Below are 23,525 nucleotides of genomic sequence, written 5' to 3' on the forward strand. Positions count from 1 at the left end.
TGATATTATGAAAAAAATAGATTTATTAAAAGAAAAAATTAGATATGTAGCTTTAGGTGATTCTATCTCTGAAGGTTACAATGGAAAATATAATTTTGGATATGCTGGAAGCATGGATTTAGATAATACTATAAGTGGAACTTCATGACCATCTTTTTTAGCTCGTAATTTACAAAAAATAGATAAAAATATTTTGGAATCTTTTGATAATTTTTCAATGTCAGGAACAAGACCTGAAGATTGAAATTATTTTTTAAATGTTCAAGATGAAAAATATTCTTATCAAAATTCTATAGATAAAATTAATTATGCAATATGGTTGAATGAACTAAAGAATAATCCTGAAAGAAGAAGATTAAAGAAACAATTTAAAAATTTTGGAAAAAAATCTAGAAATGATTTTGAATATTTAATTAGCAAAATTGTTTTAGCAAATCTAATAACAATTAATATTGGAGCTAATTTTATTATTCCCAGAATTCCAATAGATCGAATTATAGAAATTACTATTAATTATCCTGATCCATTGTTAGAATTAAAAACAATTATTAAAAATTCTGTTCATGAGATAGAAAAAGATATAATCATAATGCTTAATAGAATTAAAGATTTAAATCCTTTAGCATCCATTTATCTAGTAGGATACAATAAAATGTTTGGGACATTTTGGAAAATATTAGATTTATTTTTGAAAGAACTTGGAATGGGAAATAACATTGTAGAATATTGTTATGATGAAATTAATAATTCTTTAAAAAGATGTGCTAAAAAAGCAGAAGTTTATTTTATATCAACAAACAATAAAAAATTTTGAGATGAAAATAGTTATATGATGTGTAATGTATTTTATGAAGCACATCCAACAATTTTTGGATACAAAAAAATTGCTCAAGATGTTTTATTAAAAATTTCAGCATCAGATTCTTTTTTTGAAAAGGATAATTTAAAAAATATCACAAAACAAATTAAATCATTTAATGATAGTTATTTAAAACAAGACTATCAATGTTTTCAAAATGGAATTGATTTTGAACAAAAAAATATTTCTAATCAAGACTTAATTGAAAAAATTTACGGATTAAATGATGAATTATTATTTAAAAAAACAAAAATTGAAAATAGTTCTAAATTTTTAGAAACATCTTTATTTTTTGAACAAGCTTTAGATGACAAAAATGATCCTAATAATTTTTTATCTAGATCTTTAAAAAGAACTTTTTTAATTATAGTTAATTCTTTAGAATTAAATTTTGATAAAAAAGCAATTAGTGATTTTAATGAATTAATTGAAATGAAATATTTTAAAAAATTCATCATGAAAATTAATTTAATTTCTGTAGTTGCAAATAAAATTCAAAATCAAATAGACCAAAAATTTCTTGAAACTGAAAAAAACTTAACAATTGATGAATTTTTTAATATTTTATTTGATCAAATTTTGAATTTTGATTTCATTACTTGAGTCTTAGTAGAATTTGCAAACTTTTGAACATTAGAAGAAGAGAATAAATTAAAACAAAATAGAAAAAATGTTATTTTAATTTTCAATAGATTACTAGCAAAAAATAGAGTTAAAATCATAATTGAAATAATTACTCAAAAATTAATAAGTTATTTATTAATTTCTAAATTAGGTATTGAATTAAATGATAAATATTTAGATCAAATTTCTGCTCATTTAAATTCTCAAATTGATTATTCTGAGCTAGGTCAAATTATTTTTAATTTTTATTTTTCATCAATTGAAGAAATTAAAAGAATAAAAAAATCAGAAGAATTATTAGAATTATTTTTGCAAAATGAAAAAATTAATAATTTTGTTTATTCAATTTTGAAAAAAATTATTCTTGGAATTAAGATTGATGATGAACTAGTTTTATATTTAATGAAATTATTAAATATAGAAAATAGCAAAAGCAACTTTAAAATAATGAAACATTTTTTTGTTAATATTTTCTCATGCATATGTAATGAAAAATATTCATTTATCGAAATAATTTCTGATGCTATTATTAATTTTGCAAAGCAAGATAAAAATAGTATTACATTTCAAGATATCATAGAATTTTTATTAGAAAGTGATAAAAAGAAATTTTGATCACAAATTGAAAACATTAAAATAGAAAAAATTACCTCAGAAACATTTTTAGATTATGTCAAAGCTCTAGATTTAATATTTGTTAATATGGATTATGATGGAATTATTTTTAAAAATATTTTAAATTTAACAAATCCAAAAGGTTTAGTAGAAAACAATAAAATGAAAATAATGAAATTATTAAAATTTCTTGACAAACTTTCAAAAACAAAAAGATTTATGAGTAATTTATGTAACAAATTAATAACTAGTTATTATGCTTCAAATAGTAAAGATAAAACTAAAAATCTTTATTATAAAACATTTTTTAGGTTAATGTTAATATCATTATTTGTATTGCGCCAATTATTTCAAAAAAATATTGATAAAAATTATTTTATGGATAAAAGAATATCAATTGTTAGAATTTTATTTCAAATTGCAGGATATAAGCATGGGAAAAATGCATCAACTGATAACCTGATGTTAGATATGTTTAATGAAACCGGAAATTATGATTTGATAATGGATAATAATGACTCAAAACAAAATGTTTTAAAACCATTGAACATTATATATTCTTTGGATAAAAATTCTAATAAAGAAAACAATGATAAATCTAAATTGATTTTAGAGATTCTAAAAAAAGGTTATATATAATAATTGCGATTTTATTTTGGCATTTTATTTTCAAAATAAAATGTTTGCTATAATTAAACTATTATGTCAACAAAAATTATTAAAGTAATTATTGAAATACCAAAAGAATCAAATATTAAATATGAGTTTGATAGAGAAACAAGAAAAATGAAAGTGGATCGTATTTTAAGAGATGGTTTTGTATATCCTGCTAATTATGGTTTCATCGAAGATGCTTTAGATTGAGATGGAGATGAATTAGATGTATTAGTATATACAAGTGAAAAATTTGTTCCAGGAGTAGAAGTTAATGCTAGAATAGTTGGAGCAATGAAGATGATTGATGATGGAGAAACAGATACTAAGTTAATTGCTGTTCATCATGATGATTATCGTTTAAGTGATATTCAAAAATTAGAAGATTTACCTAAAAATTGATTAGAAGAAGTAAAGACATTTTTTTCAACATATAAAAATTGAAAAAGAGAAGGAATTACAAAAGTTCCAGGATTTGAAAGCATTGAATGGGCTTGAAAAGAATATGAAGAATGCTATAAATTAATGAAAGATTATGGACATTTACCTAAAGAAGAATTTATAGATAAAATGAAGAAAAAACATCCAGAAAAATATGAGATATAGAAATTTATAATTAGGAGGTTAAGATGAAAAAAGTTAATTGAGCAATTAAATTAGCTGCTTTACCATCTTTAATTTTACCTAGTTTTTTCATTATATCTTGTTCCAATAATCAAGCAGTAAATGCTTTAACTGAAGAAGAAATTAATAAACAATATGAATATTTTGCGAATGCTTTAATAAAAGAAAATGTAAAAAATAATTTATATTTTGAAAATTTTATTTTTGATGAAAATAATCAAGCAATTTTGACTTTGGAAGAAATAGATTCTTTATTATCATTGCAAAATTTATCCAATGCATATGAATATCAATTTATTATTCATAAAGATGTTGATAATAAATTGATAAGAATAAACATGGAATTAAGAATTAAAAACTCAAATACAAATTTTATTGAATATAAAAATATAGAGAAATCAATTAGTTCTGTTAAGTCTTTAACTTTAGATCAGAAAAATACTTTAAATAATATCTATAGTTCTTGAAATCAAAGTTCTAACAAAGTTACAATTAAAAATACAACAACTAACGAAGTTTTAGATCCCTCAAAATTTGCTACAATTCTTCCTTCATATTTACAAGTTAATGATATAAGTTTTGATTATTCAACTACAGGAATAAATCAAACCATTCCTAATAGCAATATAAAAACTAATATGATTTTTAATGATTATTTAGGGCAAATTGAATGAGATTTATCAATAATCAATAGTAATACTGGTTTGATTTTTTATCCAGATAATATTTCAAATAAACAAATGATAATAAGTGGATTTACTAATTTGAATGATAGAAATAAAGAAATAATAGATATTTTTAACACACTTTCAGGAAGAACATTTAGTATTGTTACTTTACTAGGTCCAGATAAAAAGATCCCTTATTTATCTTCAGGTGTAACAACAGTAGCTCAATTTAAATCAATGTTTGAATTGATCAATCAAAATCTTAAAGAAGGACCTAATCAATACATTGATAATATATTACAAATCTTAAATGCTGCAATCAATAAAACAAAATGATTTGATCTAGAGATGACATCAACTGCAAATGATATAACAGGTAATTTGGTAGTTACATGAAAATTAATTGATAGATTTACTTCTTATGAAATTTTTCCATCTAATATCAATAAAATTACCACAATTAATAATATGTTAACTTTATCAAAAAAAATAACTGAAAATGGTCAAGAAGTTGATGATTTATCAGCAATTGATAATGGTTATAAAGCTTATCAAAATTTAACTTTATTAGAAATTAATGATAAATATAAAGAACTTCCATCAAATACAATTATTTCTTCTATTAATATTGATTGATTATTATCTAATACAAATATAAGCACTTTATTTCCTGGTATTACAAAATCACAAGATGGTTCTTATTTAGAGTTTAGTATGACTTCTAATAATAAAGTAAATAAATTTAGATTTACTTTAGATTTGAGTAAAGTAAATGATATTAAACCAAATTTAGTAGCAGGAACAATTCAATTGCCATTTATAATGCAAATTCAATTAGAAGATCTTTTTGTTTCATCTGCTACTGGCAATAATCCTCTTGTTAAATCTAGTCAATATATTGATTTCTTACCACCAAGTGGTAAAAGTGATAGTTCGAATAATAGTTCATATAATTCAGCTCTAAGAAGTGCTTTTATTAGTATAGGAGGATATTTGACAAAAGATTTACAAATGGCCTCTGTTATTTATGATTATTTTGCAACAAATAAAGAAATTACAATTAATATTAATAATGAAAATTATTTTAATGAAATTTTAAGTAAATGTTTAGATGATGAGAGTCAAATTTCTACTGTATTAAAAACTGAAATTGATGATACTATTTTAAAAGCTATTTTAGCTAATCCAACATTGGCTGGCAATAATTTAGATATTACTAAATTTTTAGAAAAATATAAATTAGAGTTTGCTTTAGTAAAAAATAAATTATCTTCATATGATAGCACCAATAAAGTAATCACTTCATCTGAAATAGAAATTAAAATCATTCCAAATAATGAAACTAACACTAATATATATATGAAATATTATAAAAATGGTGTTTCTACAACATTACCAAAAGTAAAATTTCTGATTAAATATATTCGTTCTTAATATTTTTTATTGTTAATTTTAAAAAAATAGATAAAAAAAATAACACTTGTTATCTTTGTATATTTTTACATCAACTGATGATATGGCTGCCCCTGTAGGATTCGAACCTACGCATGTTGGAACCAAAATCCAATGCCTTTCCGCTTGGCGAAGGGGCAAAATGGTGGAGGGGGAGGGATTCGAACCCCCGAACTCGAAAGAAGTGGGTTACAGCCACCCGCATTTGGCCGCTTTGCTACCCCTCCATTTGCAAAACATATTTTAATTATATATTAAAAAATATTTTGTTATTATAAAAAAATTATAAATAATAAAGTTACCAAAATGAATACCGATAAATAAAAAACCAGAGATTTCTCTCTGGCTGTCCTTGTAAAATAAATAAATAACAAAAATGACACTTAAATTATATGAAACTTCAATTTATATTTGAAAAAGAATTAGAAAAAATTAATTTAATCTTTGCATTAATGAACAAATTACCAGATTCTTTATAGAATGAAAAATTATTCTTATAAGATCTATTATTATGATGTAAATATTTATTTTTCTCGACTAAATAAGAAAAGAAAAAAATTAAAGAAAATTAGGAATAAATTTCTATTTCATCTTTGATAAAATTTAAATCATGTCAATTATCAACAAAAAGAAGATGAATGAATTGTTAAATTTATCTAATGATCCTAAAATTGAATTAATTGAAGAAACAAAGAAATCTTATAAAATTAAAATTACTGGAGATAAAGATAAAGTGAAAAAATCATCTTTTGAAAATAAAGTATTAGAGTTTATGTCGGATGTGACAGAATTTATGAAAGATATGAATGAATTTGTTAAAGAACAAAAAGAGTTTAACGAAGAACAAAAAGAATTTAATAATTCAGTAGTTGATTTTATAGAAGAACAAAAAGAATTTAATAATTCAGTTGCTGATTTTATAGAAGAACAAAAGGAATTCAACCATAAAGTTGACCAAAGACTAAGTGTTCTTGAATCTTTTCATAAAGATGATTTTAGAAGAAATACAAATCATAAAAAATAATTTATTTATAAAGACCTAAAGTAATATTTTTTTAATTATACATAATTTGATAGCAAATAAAAAAGCTCCTAGTTGGGCATAAAGTTACCAAAATGAATGCCGATAAATAAAAAACCAGTGGTTTCTCTTTGGCTGTCCTTGTAAAATAAATAAACACAAAAAGGAAGCTTAAATTATGTGACACTTCAATTTATATCTGAAAAAGAATTAGAAAAAATTAATTTTATCTTCATATTAATGAACAAATTATCAGATTCTTTATAGAATAAAAAATTATTCTTATAAGATCTATGATGTAAATATTTATCTTTCTCGACTAAATAATAAAAGAAAAAAAATTAACCATAACAAAAGAAGAAAAACATTTTGCAAAACATCTATTAGTTGCCAAATTAATAAAAATAATAGCTAAAGTAACTAGCAACAAAACTTCTGCTAAAACTTTATCCAAGATAATAAAAAAGAAATTAGGATTATGTTATTCCCCCAAGCATTTGTATTACTTAATTAAGCAAAATAAAATGAGCAAAGTAACATAGAGATGAAATTATCAATAAAAGAATTAGATATGGTGATGTTGAAGTAGATACTGTAGAAGGAACTAAAACTGATAATAAATATCTTTCTACAATGATTGATAGAAAATCTAGAAGACTATCCATAACTATTTATGAAAATAAACAAAGTAGTGAATTTTTAAAAGCAGTAGAAAATAACATCGAAAATATGAATCAAGAAATCAAATCGATTACATCAGACAATGGAACTGAAAATTCTGATTTAGATTAATTGAATATTCCATGATTTTCTACTAATCCATATTCTTCTTGACAAAAAGGTTCGATTGAACAAAAACATAAGCAAATAAGAAAATTTATTCCAAAAGGCAAATCTTTTAAAAATTTAACCCAAGATGATTGTGATCTAATTGCACTTGTAATTAATGCAGAAACTTATTTACAAAATACTGAAATATAAATTAGGAGCCATCGTTACTCAAGAAGAACTGTAAAAATACTTTGAATTATTAGAAAAGAAAAACTCCCACTGAATATTTCAACTTTGATAAATATTGTAAAATTATGAAATACAAGGAATTATCGGTATTGAAATTGGTAACTTTAAAAAACATTAATTTTTTAAATTTTTAAATATTTTTTGATGTATAATGTTTATTGCTTAATAATTTTACTGATAATAGACATAATACAAAATATTATTAAGCAAAAATAAAACCTACTAAATGAGTAGGTTTTATTTTGCTGCTAATTTGTAATTTGTTTTATTAATATGTTTTATTTTTGGTTTGGTAGGTTCTTAATGACCACCACCAAAACCAAAAACAAAATATATTTATACATTTTGATTTTTGGTTTTGCTGCTACTTTGATAGTTTGATTAATAATTTTTAAATTTTGATTATAAAGCTACCAAAATGAATACCGATAAATAAAAAACCAGAGATTTCTCCCTGGCTGTCCTTGTAAAATATAAAAAAACCAAAAAAAGGACAACTAAATTATATGAAACTTCAATTTATATTAAAAAGAATTAGAAAAAATTTAAAAAATTTCAATTTAATTTTATAGGATAAATAATTGTTAAAAACTTAAAAACATAATTTGTGATATAATAAATAGTGACATTAGTAACAAGCGATAACTTTCAATTATTTAATTAAAATTGAAAGGTGATTTATATTTATTATGGATAATAAAAATATTATAGGCAATGAAATTGTTTTTGATTATTACAACGAAATTAGCATTGGAGAATTAATTTATGAAATAGATAATTCTAAACAGATTCTTTTATACAAAATTGGTGATAATAATAATTTAGAAAAAAATATTTTAATTCAAATTAAAAAGGAAAAAAATTAATATGCTTTATATATTAGGAAAAGTAATTTCAATATCTAAAAGATCACTAATTCTAGAATCTAATTACATAGGTTATTCTATTGTTATATCAAATTCTCAAGATTATGAATTAAATAAATTTAAAAAAATTTTTATATATGAATATAGCTATGAAAATACCAATAAAAAAATATTATTTGGTTTTAAAGAATATAAAGAAAGATTATTCTTTGAAGATCTACTTTCGATACAGGGAATAGGACCTAAAATTGCGATGTCAATTATTGGTTCAAATTGAAAAAATGTTATGAATGATATAGCAAATGCTAATATTGAAAATATTTCTAAAATTCCATATGTAGGAGAAAAAATTGCTAAAAAATTGATTTTAGATTTTCAAAAGAAATATGATTCATTAGTTGTTAATAAAGAGGAAAATAAAAACAAATTAGAAGTTTATAAAACATTGAAATCTCTTGGATTCAATGATAAACAAATTAATTTAGTTTCATCAAAAATAAAAAATGTTGAAAATATTGATCAAATGATTGAAGAAGCAATAGAATTAATTTCTCATGAACAACAAAACAATTCAACCATCATTAAGGCCTAGTGACTTTAATTCATTTATTGGACAAAAGAAAATAATAGACACTATAAAGGTTTGTATTGAATCGGCAAAAAAGCAAAATAAAACATTAGATCATATTATTTTTTATGGTCCTCCAGGAAGAGGTAAGACAACATTAGCAAATATAATTGCGAATTTTTGTAATAGAAAAATAAATTATGTTCAAGGTGCTTTGATTGAGAAAAAATCTGATATTTTATCAATATTCACTAGTGTACAAGAAAATGATATTATCTTCATTGATGAAATACATTCAATGAACAGTAATTTAGAAGAATTAATTTATTCTGCAATGGAAGATAATGTTATTGATATTCAAATTGGTCCTGAAGGAGAAAAAAGAATTTTAAGAATGAAAATTAAACCCTTTACTTTAATTGCTGCAACAACAGATTTTGCTAAAATTTCTCAACCAATCAGAGATCGTTTTGGACTAATTTTTAAATTATCAAATTATTCTGATGATGAATTATCTAAAATAATTATTCAAACATCCAATAATTTGGGTTATGAAATAACAAAAGAACAAGCAATGTTTTTGGCATCTTTTTCTCAAGGAACACCAAGAATAGCTAATAGATTAGCAAAAAGAGTTATTGATTTTTCAAATTATTACAATAATGGAATTATTAATAACAAAATAATTAAAATGACTTTAAAATCATTATCAATATATAAAGAAGGATTAACAGATATTCACATAGAATATTTAAAAGTACTTTTAGAAGTTTTTGATCAAAAATCAGTATCGTTAAATGTTTTAATTTCTGTACTAAATGAAAGAAAAAATATTGTTCTTAATGAAATAGAACCTTTTTTGCTTTCTAAGAAATTTATAAAAAAAACATCGAAAGGAAGAATGATCACTTATTTAGGAGTAAATTATCTTTTAAATTTTGAACAATACAAATAGAAATAATTAATCTTTTAATATTTCATCAAGTTCTAATTTAGTAATTATTTTAATTTTTAAATTATCAGCCTTTTCTTTTTTACTTCCTCCATTATCTCCTAAAATAAGAGCATCAGTTTTTTTAGAAACGCTAGAAGTAACAATACCTCCACTATTTTCTATAATTTTAGTTAACTCACTTCTACTAATTGAAAAAGTTCCACTAATTACAAAAGATTTATTTTCAAAGAATTTATAAATTTTGCTATTTTTTGATTCATTAGATGGATTGATATTAATAGATAATAAGAAATTAAAAAGATCTATATTTTGTTTTTTATTAATAAATTCAAAAAATTCAGAAATCATTATAGGTCCTATATCTGGAATAGATAATAGAAGGTCTTCTGTAATATTGAATAATTCACTAAAATTATTGATTTTTTTTGCAATATTTTTGGCATTTCTACTACCTAATTGAGGGATTCCTAAAGCAAATATTAATTTATCTAAAGAAACATTGTAAGAATCATCAATCCCCTTTTTTAGATTTTTCCAAAATTTTTCTCCAAATCCCTTTTCATTAATAATTTCATTTTTGTATTGATCTAATGTAAAAATGTCTTCTATTTTTTTTAGAAAATTTAATTCATAAAATCGTCTTATAATATTAGGTCCCAACCCTTCAATATTCATCCCTTGTTTTGATGTGAAATGAATAATTTTTTTAATATTAATTTCAGAACATTTTTCATTAATACACATTTGATTATTAAAAGTTTTAGTGTCTATTAAATTTGAATTACAAAAAGGACAAATAGTAATTTTAGGATATGTTCCTATAGAATGTTTTTTGCTTAAAGAAACAACCTTAGGAATAATTTCTCCAGCCTTTTTAATAGTAACTTCATCACCTTTATTAATTTTTAATTCTTCTATGTAATTGTAATTGTGTAAAGTTGCTGCAGAAACATAAGTTCCTTTAAGCAAAACTTTTTTTAATTTGGCATTATATGTTACTATTCCAGTTCTTCCAATAGTGATGAAAATATCCTCTAATATAGTTTGAGTTAATTCATCATCAAATTTATAAGCAATCATAAATTTAGGGAACTTAGAAGTAAATCCTATTTCTTCATAATACTTTACTTCATTCAATTTTATTACCATTCCATCTATTTCATATTCCAAATTGCTTCTTATATTATTTTCAAAATTTGTTATAAAATTATAAATTTCATGTTTATTTTGGACATCAATAATAGAATAATCTTTTAAAATAGCAAAACCATTTTTCTTTAAAAAATCAATAATATTTTCTTGAGTAAATAAACCAATTTTTTCAGGTTCTACTATTTCATAAATAAATGATGATAAATTTCTTCTTTTAACAATTGAATTGTCTAATTGTCTCAAAGTACCTGAAGCAAGATTTCTTGGATTTGCATAATTAATATTTTCTTCATTTATAATATTTTGAAAATTTGTTTTACTAATATAAATTTCTCCTCGAACAATTAAATGATCTTGAAAATCAATAATAGTAGGAATATCTTTAATAATATTTTTTATATTATTAGTTACATCTTCTCCTACAATTCCATCTCCTCTTGTAATAGCTTTTTTTAACTCTCCATTTTCATATACTAGAGAAATTGACAAACCATCAATTTTGGGTTGTACTAATAATTTAATTTTATTATCATTTGTAACTTCTAAAATATCATTAATGAATTTATCTATTTCATTAAAAGAATAAGCTTTATCAAGAGAAAACATCTGTTTGCTATGTGTTACTTTTGCAAACTTATTTTTGACATTAGCTCCTATATGTTTAGTTGGAGAATTTTCTAAAATATATTGGGGATATTTTTTTTCAAGTTCTGTTAATTCTTTTAAATGAGTATCATAAACACGATCACTCACTGAAGGGTTATCATTATCAAAATATTCTATATTTCATTTATTTATTAAATATACTAGTTCTTTTATTTTATTTTTTATATTTTTGCTCATATGTTACCTTATTCAAAAACACATCTTGCTTCATATCATCAATTTGGAAAATGAAAAATATTATTAGGATTATAAATAAGTAAAAACATTAAAACAATAAAAGAAACTGTAAAAATTAAAGAAATAGAATCAAATCATGTAAATTTCCAAATACGATATGAAGTTCTTTTGCCATATGGGTTATATCCTCTAGTTTCCATAGCATTAGATAAATCATCTGCTTTTGCAAAAGAAGAAACAAATAAAGGAACAATTAAAACAATTAAAGCTTTAGTTTTAGTTTTGAAAGATCCGTTTTTAAAATCTACTCCTCTTGATGCTTGAGATTTAAAAATTCTAGAAGCTTCATCAACTAAAGTAGGAACAAATCTAAAAGCTATAGAAATTATCATAGTAAAAATATGAATAGGTATTTTTAATCATTTTAAAGGATAAAAATAAAAATCTAATGCTTTTGTAATCAAAATGGGTTGAGTAGATAAAGTGAATAATGTCATTGATAAAATAATTCCATAAATTCTAATAATAATAGAACATGTTGTAATTAAAATAACATAATTAAGTTTAGGTGAATTGATATTAGGTCAAATTAAATTTAATCATTCTGTATATTTTCATGGTTCAACTCCAGCATTTTCTAAAAATTTCATAGCAGCATCTGTTTCTAAAATAAACATGTTAATAATTAACATAAAAAAACCGATGATAATTGGCATTATTAGCATTTTTAATAAAAATAGTGGTTTTCTTGTCGAAATAATAAAAGCAATGATTAATGGTAACAATATAAAACCTTGAATAATAAAATTATTAGCTAGAAAAAATAAAACAATAAACAAAATATTAGCTAGTAATTTGATTCTAGCATCCATCTTATGAATTATTGAATTACCTGGAAGATATCTACCTAATGCTACTTTCATTTATTTCTTCTCTTTCCTTATTTTGTTAATTATTTTGGTAAATTGATCAACATTAGTACAATAAGGAATATTCATTTGATATTTTCTATTAATTCTATTGGTCAAATTAATAATTTTTGGAATTGACATTTTATTTTCAATTAATAATTTTTCATCTGAAAGAATATCTAATGTTGGACCATCTTTTATTATTTTACCTTTTCTAATAAAAATGGTTCTTTTAGTATGTTCTAACACATGATCCAGATCATGTGTTACTATTATTATTGTAGTTCCTTCTTGTGACAATTGATCAAATAATTTTAAAATCTCATAACTTCCTTCTGGATCTAATCCAGCGGTTGGTTCATCAAATATTAAGATTTTTGGTTTCATTGATAAAATTCCAGCAATTGCCACTCTTCTTTTTTGACCACCAGATAATTCAAAAGGATTTTTATTTAAAAAAGATACATCTAATCCCACTTTAACAATTGATTCTTTTGCAATTTTCAAGGCTTCTTCTTTTGAGATTCCCATATTAATAGGGCCAAATATAATATCTTTTTCAACAGTTTCTTCAAATAATTGATATTCCGAAAATTGAAAAACAATTCCTACTAATCTTCTAATTTCATTGATATTTTTAATTTTTTTTCAAGATTTTTTTATAACTTTAGTTTTATTAATAACTTTTTCTGATTTTGTTTTTTTATTATATTTAGTAATTGAATAATCAAATTCTACAGATCCTTTTGTAGGAATTAATAATCCATTCAAATGTTCAATTAAAGTTGTTTTTCCAGAGCCTGTTGGTCCTATAATCCCTATATATTCATTTTCATTAATGTTAAATTTCACATTTGATATTGCATCAAATTTTTCAACAATATTTGATTGAAAAGTATGGGTTATATCTAGAACTTTTATTTTCATATATTCTCCAATAATTCTTCAATATCATAAGTTGGTTTTATTCCATCTATTTTTGAAGATATTTTATATATAAAAGGAGAATCTATTTTTGATTCTTCAATGATTTTGCTATTATTTAAAATATTTTTTGATTCATCAAAAGCAATGATTTTACCTTTTGAAAATACGATACAATAATCTGCCATAATTGCTTCATCCATATCATGAGTAATTGAAATTAATGTTTTTTCTCTAGTTTTTTGAATATCCTTAATTATTTTTAAAACATCTTCTTTTCCTTTGGGATCTAACATTGATGTTGCTTCATCAAAAATGATGATTTCTGGATTTAGAGCTAGAACAGAAGCAATTGCAACTCTTTGTTTTTGACCACCACTTAAAGAATTAGGTTCTCTATCTAAAAAATTTTCCATATCAACTTTAGCAGCTAAATCCTGAATAATTTTTTTCATTTTTTCTCTATCTACATTAGCATTTTCTAATCCAAATGCTAAATCATCTTCTACTGTAGAACCAATAAATTGATTATCTGGATTTTGAAAAATAATTCCAATTTTTTTTCTTATATCCCTTAGTGAATTTTTTTTAATCATTATTCCATCAATATAAATTTCTCCACTTGTTGGTTTGTACAATCCAGAAATTAATTTAGAAAAAGTAGATTTACCAGAACCATTATGACCTAAAATAGCTACATAAGAACCTCTTGGTATTGTAACTGAAACATTATCTAAAGCATATTGATTAGCACCTTGATATTTAAACTTCAAATCTTTTACTTTTATCATAATATGTAAAATATTATATATTTATATATTTAATATTTTTGTAAAAACAAAGATAAATTCATATAAAATACAATAAGTTATAAATTTAAGTATTAAAAATGTAATGGCACTTAAATGGATTCAACTAGGTGTGTCCATATAATTTAGGATGAGTTGTTAGAAATTTAAGGAAGTAAAAACACCATATAAAGTATTAAAAATAAAAAATATAGAAATTCTGAAAAAGGAGAATTGATTAATGTCAAATACAAATGTAGAAGAACAAAAAGTGGAAAAAGAAGTCGTATCAATTAATAAATTATTAGAAGCTGGAGTTTATTTTGGGCATAAAAAAGATAGATGAAATCCTAAAATGAAACCATTTATTCATGGTGTAAAAAATGGAACTCATATTATTAATGTTTCTAAAACTCACAAAGCATTAGAATTAGCTTTTAAATTAATTTCAAAAGCTGCAGAAAAAGGGTCGACTTTTATTTTTGTTGGTACAAAAAAACAAGCAAGAGATGTTATTAAAGAACAAGCAATTAGAACAAATAGTGCTTATGTAAATGAAAGATGATTAGGTGGTACATTAACTAATTCAAAAACTATTTTTTCACGTCTAAGAGTAATGGAAGATTTAGAAGAATTAGAAAAAAGAAACTTTGAAGGTTACACCAAAAAAGAAGGAATTCTAATGAAAAAAGAATTAGAAAAACTTCGTAAAAACTTAAATGGAATTAAACCTTTACAAAGAACACCACAATTTATGATTGTAGCCGATCCTAATGAAGATTTAATTGCTATTAAAGAAGCTAAAAAGAGAAATGTAAAAGTAATAGGAATTATTGATACAAATACAGATCCTGAATTAGTAGATTTAGGTATTCCAGCAAATGATGATTCAGTTAAATCTTTAAACTTGATTATTACTATTTTAGGTGATGCTATTATTCATGGAAAAGGTGGACAAACTAAATATGCTTATCAACCTGATGAATTAATTGTTTTACCTCAAGAAGAGCATAAATCAACATTTAATAATAATAAATCTAACAATGAACATGGAAATGGACCAAAAAGAATCTTTACAAAAAGAGTTCAAGATAAAAATAATAACCAAGAACAAAAACAAGAACAAAAATTAGAAAAAGAAAAAGTAGAAAAAGAAACTAAAAAGGAAGAATAATAATTATGGGAGATTTGATTAAAAAATTAAGAGATTTAACAGGTGCAGGTTTTGTTGATTGTAAAAAAGCCTTGGAAGCTTCAAATAATAATATTGATGAAGCGATTCAATGATTACAAAAAAATGGAGCAGCTAAAGCTGTTAAAAAACAAAACAATATAGCAGCTGAAGGTATTGTAGCTGTTGCTAAAAATGACCAAAAAGCAATTATTTATGAAGTAAATTGTCAAACAGATTTTGTGGCAATGAATGAAGATTTTAAAAAATTGGTAGCAAGTATTGGAGTTATATTATTATCTAATAATTTTTCAAATGATAATTTTTTACAATGTGTAGACCCAATTTCTAAAAAAACTATTGAAGAATTAACTGTTGAAGCGACAGCTAAAATTGGTGAAAAAATTAGTTTAAGAAGATTAAACTTAATAGAAAGAAAAGAAGGGATAAATGTAGGGGCTTATTCTCATTTTGATGGTAAAAAAGCAGCTTTATTTATTGCAAAAGGTGGAACAGACGATAAATTAAAAGGGATAGCTATGCATATTGTTGCTATGAATCCAGAATACATTAATGAACAACAAGTTCCTGCAAATATTATTCAAGACTTAAAAGATAAATTTGCAAATTCACCTGCTTTAAATGGTAAACCAGATAAAATTAAAGAATCAATATTAGCTGGGATGTTAAGAAAAGAATTATCTAACAATGTATTAACAGAACAAGAATATGTTGTGGAATCAGGTAAAACTGTTGCTCAATACTTAAAAGAAATTAATGCAACAGAATTAGAAATGATTAGATATGAAGTTGGAGAAGGAATTGAAAAGGTAGAAGTTGATTTTGCTTCTGAAGTTGCTGCTCAAATGAAAAAATAAGAAAAATATTTTATTATGCTTGATATAAAACTATTACAAAAAAATATCGAATATGTAATTGAAAAATTAAATTCAAGAAATGTTGATAAAGCAATTTTGAATAAATTGTCTCAAAATATCAATGAACGTAACAAACTAATTCAACAATTAAATAAAAAGCAAGAAGAAAGAAACCAAATTTCTTCATCAATTGCAAAAGAAAAAAGTGCTGAAATTATTGCAAAAGCTTCAACAATTAAAAATGAAGTAAAAGAATTAGAAAAACGAGTAGAAAATTACCAAATTGAATTAGACAAATTACTTCCATACATTCCAAATATTCCATTGGATGAAGTTCCGGTTGGTAATGATGAAGAAAATAATGTAGAAGTAGAGCGTCATGAAAACATAGGTAGAGGTTTAGTTAAAAATGTACAACCTCATTATGAAATTGGTGTCAAAAAAGGAATTTTAGATTTTGAACGCGCAGTCAAAATGAGTGGTACAAGATTTGTAATTTTCAAAAATCAAGGTGCAGAATTAGTAAGAGCCTTAGAAAATTTCATGTTAGATACTCACAAAAAAAATGGTTATGAAGAAATTTTGCCACCTGTTTTAGTTAAATCTGAAATTCTATTTGGTACAGGGCAATTGCCAAAATTTCAAGAAGATTTATTTAAGATACAAGATGAAGATTTATGATTAATTCCAACAGCTGAAGTTCCAATAACTAATTATTTTAATAATGAAATTATAGATTTATCTTCATGTAAAAAAATAACAAGTTATACATTATGTTTTCGTTCAGAAGCTGGAAGTAGTGGAAAAGATACAAAAGGCTTAATAAGATCTAGACAATTTAATAAAGTAGAAATAGTTAAATTAGTTTCAAAAGAAGATGCTTTAAAAGAATTTGAACAAACTGTTAAAGATGCTGAAAACATTTTAATTTTATTGAAATTGCCATATCGAAAATTAAAATTATGTACAGGTGATTTAGGATTTAGTTCAGCGATTACATATGATTTAGAAGTTTGAATACCTTCAGAAATGAAATTTAGAGAAATATCTTCAATTTCATATTTTGAAACATTTCAAGCAAGAAGGGCAAAGATTAGATATAAAGATCAAAATAATAAAATCCAATTTGCTCATACAATAAATGGTAGTGGTTTAGCAATTGATCGAACAATAGCGGCAATTTTAGAACAATATCAAAATGAAGATGGTTCTATCACAATACCAGATGTATTAGTTCCATACATGAAAAACATTACAAAAATTTAGAGTTATTAAAAAAATATTTATTTTAAATTGATAAAATTTAAAGAGGATATATATTATATTTAAGGGGATTTAAAAGATGTCAACAATAAATGATTCAAAAATATTATTAACAAAAGAAGCAATTAAAGAATTAAAAGAAGAATTAAAAACATTAATTGAAGTAAAAAGACCCGAAGTAATTCAAGAAATTGTTGATGCTCGTGCTCAAGGGGACCTTTCAGAAAATGCTGAATATGAAGCTGCAAGAGAAAAACAAGGATTAATTGAAGATCGAATTGCAGAAATAGAAAAAACTTTAGAAAATGCTCAAGAAATAAAAACTAGCAAAAAAGATATTATTTCAATAGGTTCAGTTGTAACTATAAAAAATAAATTTTCAAATCAAAAAGAAACATATTCAATTGTTTCAACATATGAATCAGATCCATTTGAAAATAAAATTTCTAATAAATCTCCTTTAGCATTATCATTAATTGGTAAATCAAAAGGTGATGTTGTTATTGTTGAAGCTCCTACTAAATATGAAATTGAAATTCTAGATATTAAATAATTGCAATAATTAAATATGAAAAATGACCAAAAAAATATAAATACAATAATAAATCATTTAAAAAATTCAGGGTTTGTTTTTCAGTCATCAGAAATTTATGGTGGACTGGCTAATACATGAGATTATGGCCCATTAGGTATTTTGTTAATTAACAATATTAAAAAAGAATGATGAAAGAATTTCATCATTAAAGAAAAAAATAATATTGGTATAGATTCAAAAATATTATTAAATCCTAATGTTTGAAAAGCTTCAGGACATTTATCTAATTTTTCTGATTTGTTAATTGAAAATAAAATAAATAATAAAAGATATCGTGCTGATCATATTTATGAGGAAATTACTAATAAATTAGCAGCAGAATTAACACAAGAAGAATTAGAAAAATGAATTATTGAAAATGTTAAAGAGTATGATAATTCTAAAACAGATTGAGCCAATATTAAAAAATTTAATTTAATGTTCAAAACTAATCAAGGTGTAATAGAAGATAAAAAAAATGAAATTTACTTAAGACCTGAAACTGCTCAAGGGATTTTTATTAATTTTAACAATGTACAAAGATCAATGAGATTAAAATTACCTTTTGGAATTGGGCAAATAGGTAAATCATTTAGAAATGAAATTACACCAGGAAATTTTATTTTTAGAACAAGAGAATTTGAACAAATGGAATTAGAATTTTTTGTATATCCTCATCAAGATGAGGAATTTTATAATTATTATGTTGCTAAATCAAAAAATTTCTTATTATCTCTAGGTTTGAAAGAAGAATCGATTAGACTAAGAGTTCATGATAAAGAAGAATTGGCTCATTATTCTAAAGGGACTACAGATATAGAATTTTTATTCTCATTTGGTTGAGGGGAATTAATGGGAATAGCTAATAGAACAGATTTTGATTTAACATCTCACAATAAATTAGCTAACGAAAAATTAAGATACTTTGATCAAGAAAAACAAGAATGAATAATTCCATATGTAATTGAACCATCAATTGGTGTTGATCGATTGTTATTAGCAATTATTGTAGATTCTTATCAAGAAGAACAAATTAATGATGAATCACGTATTGTAATGCAATTAAAATATGAATTATGTCCTTATAAGGTGTGTGTTTTACCTTTAGTTAAAAAACATTCTGAATCAGCTAAAGAAATTTTTGATATGTTAATTGATCATGATATTATGGCGACATATGATGAAGTTGGATCAATTGGTAAAAGATATCGAAGACAAGATAGTATTGGTACATATTGATGTATTACTTATGATTATGATTCAATTAATGATCATTCAGTTACAATAAGACATCGAGATACAATGAAGCAAGATAGAATTAAAATAGAAGATATAATCTCATATATTCAAAACAATAAATAGGAGACTAAATGAAAAATATCAAAATAAATGATTTAATTGCAAAAGTAAACATTGTTGATATTATTGAAAATTTTTCGAAACTAACTAAATTTGGTTCCTCTTTAAAAACATTGTGTAATGTTCATGGTGATAAAACTCCTTCATTATCAATTAATCCTAAAAAACAAATATATAAATGCTTTGTTTGTGATCATGGTGGTAATGCTTTAGATTATTTAATGTGAGCTCAAAATTTTTCTTGAAATGAAGCAGTTGAATACTTAATCAAAGCTTCAGGAGAAAATGTTGAAAATTTTCAATCATTATTTCAAAATAAAAAACCTAAAAGCGAAAATGAAATTAAATTATTAAAAGTATTACAAGAAGCAAGTGATATTTTTAATTATTATTTAAACATCTATTTAGATGAGAGAAATAATGATATTACTAATTTTGTACTAAAAAGAAATTTATCAAAAGAATTAATTGATAAATTTAAATTAGGTTATGCTCCTAGTTTTAATAGTGAAGATAATTATATTGATATCTTAGAAAAAAAAGAAAATGAAAAGGCAGCATTAATTAATGCTTCAATTTTAAATGATGCAGGAACACATCCTTTTTATGTTAATCGTTTAATATTCCCAATTATTGATGAAGATAATAATGTTGTTGCTTTTAGTGGTAGAAAAATAGATGATCAAGATGATAAATTACCAAAATATTTAAATTCAAAAGAATCACTTGTTTTTAAAAAATCATCAATTATTTATAACTACAATAATGCTAGAAAATTTGATTCTATTATTATTGTTGAAGGATTTATGGATGTTATTTCCTTGGCTAAAATAGGATATGACAATGCTGTCGCTTTAATGGGTCTTTATATTTCTAAAAATCTTGTTGATAAATTAAAAAACCATAAAGAAATATTATTATGTTTAGATAATGATCAAGCCGGGTTAAATGCAACTATGAAGTTAATTAGTATGTTTCTAAAGAATAATATTAATGCTTATGTCATTGTAAATGAAGAAACTAAAGATGTAGACGAAATAATCAATTTGCCTGATGGAAAAGAAAAAATAATCAATATTTTTAATAACAAATGAAAAATGATTGATTTTGTTTGACATTATTTTAGTAAAGATGTAGAAAAAGATAATTATCAACAAATAAAAGATATGATTTTAAAACTAGTTGAGTATTCAAAAGATTTTGATCAATTTTTAATATTAGATTTGTCAAATCGATTAGCAAAACAATTTGAAATTGATAAAGAAATAATTTCTAATTATTTCAAAACAAATTTGAATGTGGTAAAATCAAATCATAGTAATAATAATATAATTGTCCAAAATGGATTAGAAAGTAGTTTAAATCAGCCAATAAATATTAATAAGATATTAATATCTATATGACAAAACCCTTCATTTTTGAACTCTCAAAATATAGCAAGTATAAATTGACCCGAAGCTAAATATAAAAAAATTTATGAAGATATTAAAAAATATCATGAAAATCAAGTTCCATTACCAGAATATTCAAAAGATTTTATTGAAAATAAAATTAACAATTTATTTTCAAAAGAATCTTTGCCGAAGAATATGTTATCTTTTGATGAACTTATTACAAGATCCAAAAAAGATTTTAAAAAAAATAAGCTAGATTATATAGATCATTTAATCAATAATTCAGACGATGAAAAACATACATCAGAATTATTAAAAATTAAATTAGAAATTAAATCTAGAAAGGAATAAATTACCATATGAAAAAAGCTGTCGAAAAAAAATCTAATGATAAAAAAAATACTAAAAAAGAAACTGTAAAAGCAAAAAAAACTGAATCAAAAACTAAAAAAGTAGAAAAAAAATCTACAAAAGAAGAAATATCACTTAATAAAAAAACAAAATCAAAAGAAGTAAAAAATACTGAAAAAGAAAAAAAAGCAAAAACAAATACCAAAAAAACTGCAAAAGACAAAGAATCTAAGAATAAAAAAATCATAGAAGATGAATTTGATTACTATGATGGTTTTGATGAAACTATAGAAAAAGATTTTGATGACATAGTAAATGAAAATATTTCTTTAATTGTTAATTTAATTAATAAAGATTTAAAGAGTAAACAAAAAAAAGATAAAAATAAAAAAACATTAACTCAAGAAGAGGTAATGAAATTACTAGAAAAAAAGAAAATAGATATTTCAGAAGAAGTAGATGAAATATTTAATATTTTGATGTCTAAACAAATCATAAGTGATGAAATCGAGAGTGACCTAAATGAATTTGTAGATGAAAAACAAATATATAAAGAATTATCTAAAAAATCAAAACAAGAAGATACAGATACAAATGAATTTACAACAGATGAATTTACAGATGAAACTGATTTTACTGATATTAACGATTTAGTTCATGATGATAAAAAAATCAATACCGATGATTTTGATGCAACAGATGAAGAATTTTATTATTATGATAATGATTTAGAAGAAGAATCATATGAAGAAGATGAAGAAGAATCTGATACAAATGAATTTTCTTTTGAAGATTATACAAATGAAGAATCATCATTTATCAATAAAAAAGAACATAGAAAAATTCAATCAACTGATCTTGTTAACAAGTTGTCTGAAACAAATGATATTGTAAAATGATACATGAGATGAATTGGTAAGTACGGTAACTTATTAACAGCTGAAGAAGAGTTAAAATTAGCAAAAGAAGCAGAACATAATACAAGAAAAGGTAAAAAAGCTAAAGATGAATTAATTAAAAGAAATCTAAGACTTGTTATTAATAATGCTAAAAAATATAAAAATAGAGGATTATCTTTTATTGATTTAATTTCTGAAGGTAATTCAGGAATAATGAAAGCAGTGCAAAAATATGATTGAAGAAAAGGATTTAAATTCTCAACATATGCTACATGATGAATTAGACAAGCAATTACAAGAGCTGTAGCAGATCAAGCAAGAACTATTAGAGTTCCTGTTCATATGGTAGAAACTATTAATAAAATTATTAAAATAAAAAGAGAATTACAACAAGAATTAGGTACAACACCAACTGATGAACAAATTGCTGAAAGATATGGCGGGGATTTTACAGCAGAAAAAGTAAGATATATCAGAAGAATTAATAATGATCCTATTTCTTTAGATAAAACTATTGGTAAAGGTGAAGATTCATCAATAAGTGATTTTATTAATGATAAAAATGTTATTAATCCTGTTGATTTTGCAGCTCAAGAACAATTATCAGATATTTTAAATGAACTAATGGATGACACTTTAACTGATGAAGAAAAATATATTATAAAAATGAGATTTGGTTTTGGTACAGATGAAAAAGGGGAAATGATTAGAGTTCATTCTTTAGAAGAAATTGCCCGTGATCGAGGAACAAGTAAAGAAAAAATTAGACAATTAGAAGGAAAAATTTTAAGAAAATTAAAACAACCTCAAAAAATTAAAAAATTAAAAGAATTTTATAAATATGAAAATTAATAAATAATCTAGCAACATATGCTAGATTTTTTATAATATTAAACTCAATAAAAATATTTTACTTTTTTAATTATAAATTATAGAGCATCATCAACAAGTATAACTAGAACTACTGGCACTTATTATAGAGAAATTTATATTGATTATATAACAAATTCTAATAGAGATATTTTTCAATATAATTCAAATGCCACAGGATCAAGTGATTGATATTCAAAAACATTAAATCTTCACGCAAAT

20 protein-coding genes and 2 tRNA genes are annotated in these 23,525 nt (G+C 23.1%); 16 read left to right on the plus strand and 6 right to left on the minus strand.

The genetic code is table 4. The annotated features are described in order from the left end of the window. Nucleotides 1–7: 7 nt before the first annotated feature. The 3 genes from ACJA29_RS00990 to ACJA29_RS01000 all read left to right on the plus strand — a co-directional run bounded on the left by ACJA29_RS00990 (nt 8) and on the right by ACJA29_RS01000 (nt 5,478). Nucleotides 8–2,737 (plus strand): SGNH/GDSL hydrolase family protein, encoded by a 2,730-nt coding sequence (locus ACJA29_RS00990; protein WP_406602768.1) that lies wholly within the window; start codon nt 8–10, stop codon nt 2,735–2,737. Between the two features lie 63 nt (nt 2,738–2,800). Continuing rightward, entirely contained in the window at nt 2,801–3,358 is a 558-nt protein-coding gene (locus tag ACJA29_RS00995) for an inorganic diphosphatase (protein ID WP_406602769.1), read from the plus strand. A 23-nt stretch (nt 3,359–3,381) separates the two neighbouring features. After that, a complete protein-coding gene (locus tag ACJA29_RS01000) occupies nt 3,382–5,478 on the plus strand; it encodes a hypothetical protein (protein WP_406602770.1) in 2,097 nt (698 codons plus the stop codon). A gap of 83 nt (nt 5,479–5,561) precedes the next feature. Here the strand turns inward: ACJA29_RS01000 and ACJA29_RS01005 are convergent. Further along, a tRNA-Gln gene (locus tag ACJA29_RS01005) sits at nt 5,562–5,636 on the minus strand. Between the two features lie 3 nt (nt 5,637–5,639). Beyond that, nucleotides 5,640–5,723: transfer RNA gene (locus ACJA29_RS01010), tRNA-Tyr, on the minus strand. A 383-nt stretch (nt 5,724–6,106) separates the two neighbouring features. Here ACJA29_RS01010 and ACJA29_RS01015 point away from each other — a divergent pair. The 6 genes from ACJA29_RS01015 to ruvB all read left to right on the plus strand — a co-directional run bounded on the left by ACJA29_RS01015 (nt 6,107) and on the right by ruvB (nt 9,926). Continuing rightward, entirely contained in the window at nt 6,107–6,520 is a 414-nt protein-coding gene (locus ACJA29_RS01015; protein WP_406602771.1) for a hypothetical protein, read from the plus strand. Between the two features lie 561 nt (nt 6,521–7,081). Continuing rightward, nucleotides 7,082–7,309, plus strand: coding sequence for a DDE-type integrase/transposase/recombinase (locus tag ACJA29_RS01020; protein ID WP_406602964.1), 228 nt, complete (start codon nt 7,082–7,084; stop codon nt 7,307–7,309). After that, nucleotides 7,310–7,498: a hypothetical protein gene (locus tag ACJA29_RS01025; protein ID WP_406602772.1), complete on the plus strand. Its 189-nt coding sequence runs from the start codon at nt 7,310–7,312 to the stop codon at nt 7,496–7,498. 728 nt (nt 7,499–8,226) lie between these two features. Continuing rightward, nucleotides 8,227–8,403, plus strand: coding sequence for a hypothetical protein (locus ACJA29_RS01030; RefSeq protein ID WP_406602773.1), 177 nt, complete (start codon nt 8,227–8,229; stop codon nt 8,401–8,403). A gap of 1 nt (nt 8,404) precedes the next feature. Beyond that, the gene (gene ruvA / locus ACJA29_RS01035; protein ID WP_406602774.1) at nt 8,405–8,995 is read left to right on the plus strand and encodes a Holliday junction branch migration protein RuvA; all 591 of its coding nucleotides are present in this window, start codon (nt 8,405–8,407) and stop codon (nt 8,993–8,995) included. Next, on the plus strand, nt 8,958–9,926 hold the full coding sequence (ruvB, locus tag ACJA29_RS01040; protein ID WP_406602775.1) for a Holliday junction branch migration DNA helicase RuvB: 969 nt from the start codon (nt 8,958–8,960) through the stop codon (nt 9,924–9,926). Before ruvA ends, ruvB begins: the two co-directional genes overlap by 38 nt. Before the next feature lie 6 nt (nt 9,927–9,932). On the opposite strand, the gene ligA is transcribed toward ruvB, so the two are convergent. The 4 genes from ligA to ACJA29_RS01060 are packed head-to-tail and all read right to left on the minus strand — an operon-like array spanning nt 9,933 to nt 14,547. Then, nucleotides 9,933–11,921 carry an NAD-dependent DNA ligase LigA gene (gene ligA / locus ACJA29_RS01045; protein WP_406602776.1) on the minus strand — a complete coding sequence of 663 codons (1,989 nt, stop codon included), beginning with the start codon at nt 11,919–11,921 and terminating at the stop codon, nt 9,933–9,935. Nucleotides 11,922–11,929: 8 nt separating this feature from the next. Then, a complete protein-coding gene (locus tag ACJA29_RS01050; protein WP_406602777.1) occupies nt 11,930–12,844 on the minus strand; it encodes an energy-coupling factor transporter transmembrane component T family protein in 915 nt (304 codons plus the stop codon). Then, the gene (locus tag ACJA29_RS01055) at nt 12,845–13,759 is read right to left on the minus strand and encodes an ATP-binding cassette domain-containing protein (RefSeq protein WP_406602778.1); all 915 of its coding nucleotides are present in this window, start codon (nt 13,757–13,759) and stop codon (nt 12,845–12,847) included. Then, nucleotides 13,750–14,547: an energy-coupling factor transporter ATPase gene (locus ACJA29_RS01060; RefSeq protein ID WP_406602779.1), complete on the minus strand. Its 798-nt coding sequence runs from the start codon at nt 14,545–14,547 to the stop codon at nt 13,750–13,752. The genes ACJA29_RS01055 and ACJA29_RS01060 overlap by 10 nt, the downstream gene beginning before the upstream one ends. A gap of 238 nt (nt 14,548–14,785) precedes the next feature. On the opposite strand from ACJA29_RS01060, the gene rpsB reads away from it, so the two are divergent. From rpsB to ACJA29_RS01095, 7 genes are all read left to right on the plus strand, one after another. Further along, nucleotides 14,786–15,718 carry a 30S ribosomal protein S2 gene (gene rpsB, locus ACJA29_RS01065; RefSeq protein WP_406602780.1) on the plus strand — a complete coding sequence of 311 codons (933 nt, stop codon included), beginning with the start codon at nt 14,786–14,788 and terminating at the stop codon, nt 15,716–15,718. A gap of 5 nt (nt 15,719–15,723) precedes the next feature. Next, nucleotides 15,724–16,593: a translation elongation factor Ts gene (gene tsf, locus ACJA29_RS01070; RefSeq protein ID WP_406602781.1), complete on the plus strand. Its 870-nt coding sequence runs from the start codon at nt 15,724–15,726 to the stop codon at nt 16,591–16,593. A 15-nt stretch (nt 16,594–16,608) separates the two neighbouring features. Then, a complete protein-coding gene (serS, locus tag ACJA29_RS01075; protein WP_406602782.1) occupies nt 16,609–17,859 on the plus strand; it encodes a serine--tRNA ligase in 1,251 nt (416 codons plus the stop codon). Between the two features lie 76 nt (nt 17,860–17,935). Then, complete coding sequence (gene greA, locus ACJA29_RS01080) at nt 17,936–18,409, plus strand: transcription elongation factor GreA (RefSeq protein ID WP_406602783.1); 474 nt, start codon at nt 17,936–17,938, stop codon at nt 18,407–18,409. Between the two features lie 15 nt (nt 18,410–18,424). Next, the gene (locus tag ACJA29_RS01085; protein WP_406602784.1) at nt 18,425–19,792 is read left to right on the plus strand and encodes a glycine--tRNA ligase; all 1,368 of its coding nucleotides are present in this window, start codon (nt 18,425–18,427) and stop codon (nt 19,790–19,792) included. A gap of 8 nt (nt 19,793–19,800) precedes the next feature. Then, nucleotides 19,801–21,534, plus strand: a complete 1,734-nt coding sequence (gene dnaG, locus ACJA29_RS01090; RefSeq protein WP_406602785.1) for a DNA primase — start codon at nt 19,801–19,803, stop codon at nt 21,532–21,534. Nucleotides 21,535–21,542: 8 nt separating this feature from the next. Further along, nucleotides 21,543–23,285, plus strand: coding sequence for an RNA polymerase sigma factor (locus ACJA29_RS01095; protein WP_406602786.1), 1,743 nt, complete (start codon nt 21,543–21,545; stop codon nt 23,283–23,285). The last annotated feature ends 240 nt before the right edge of the window (nt 23,286–23,525 follow it).

Origin of the sequence: Metamycoplasma sualvi (genome assembly GCF_045276925.1) — a bacterium.
In the GTDB taxonomy this organism is placed as follows: Bacteria; Bacillota_I; Bacilli_A; order Mycoplasmatales; family Metamycoplasmataceae; genus UBA710.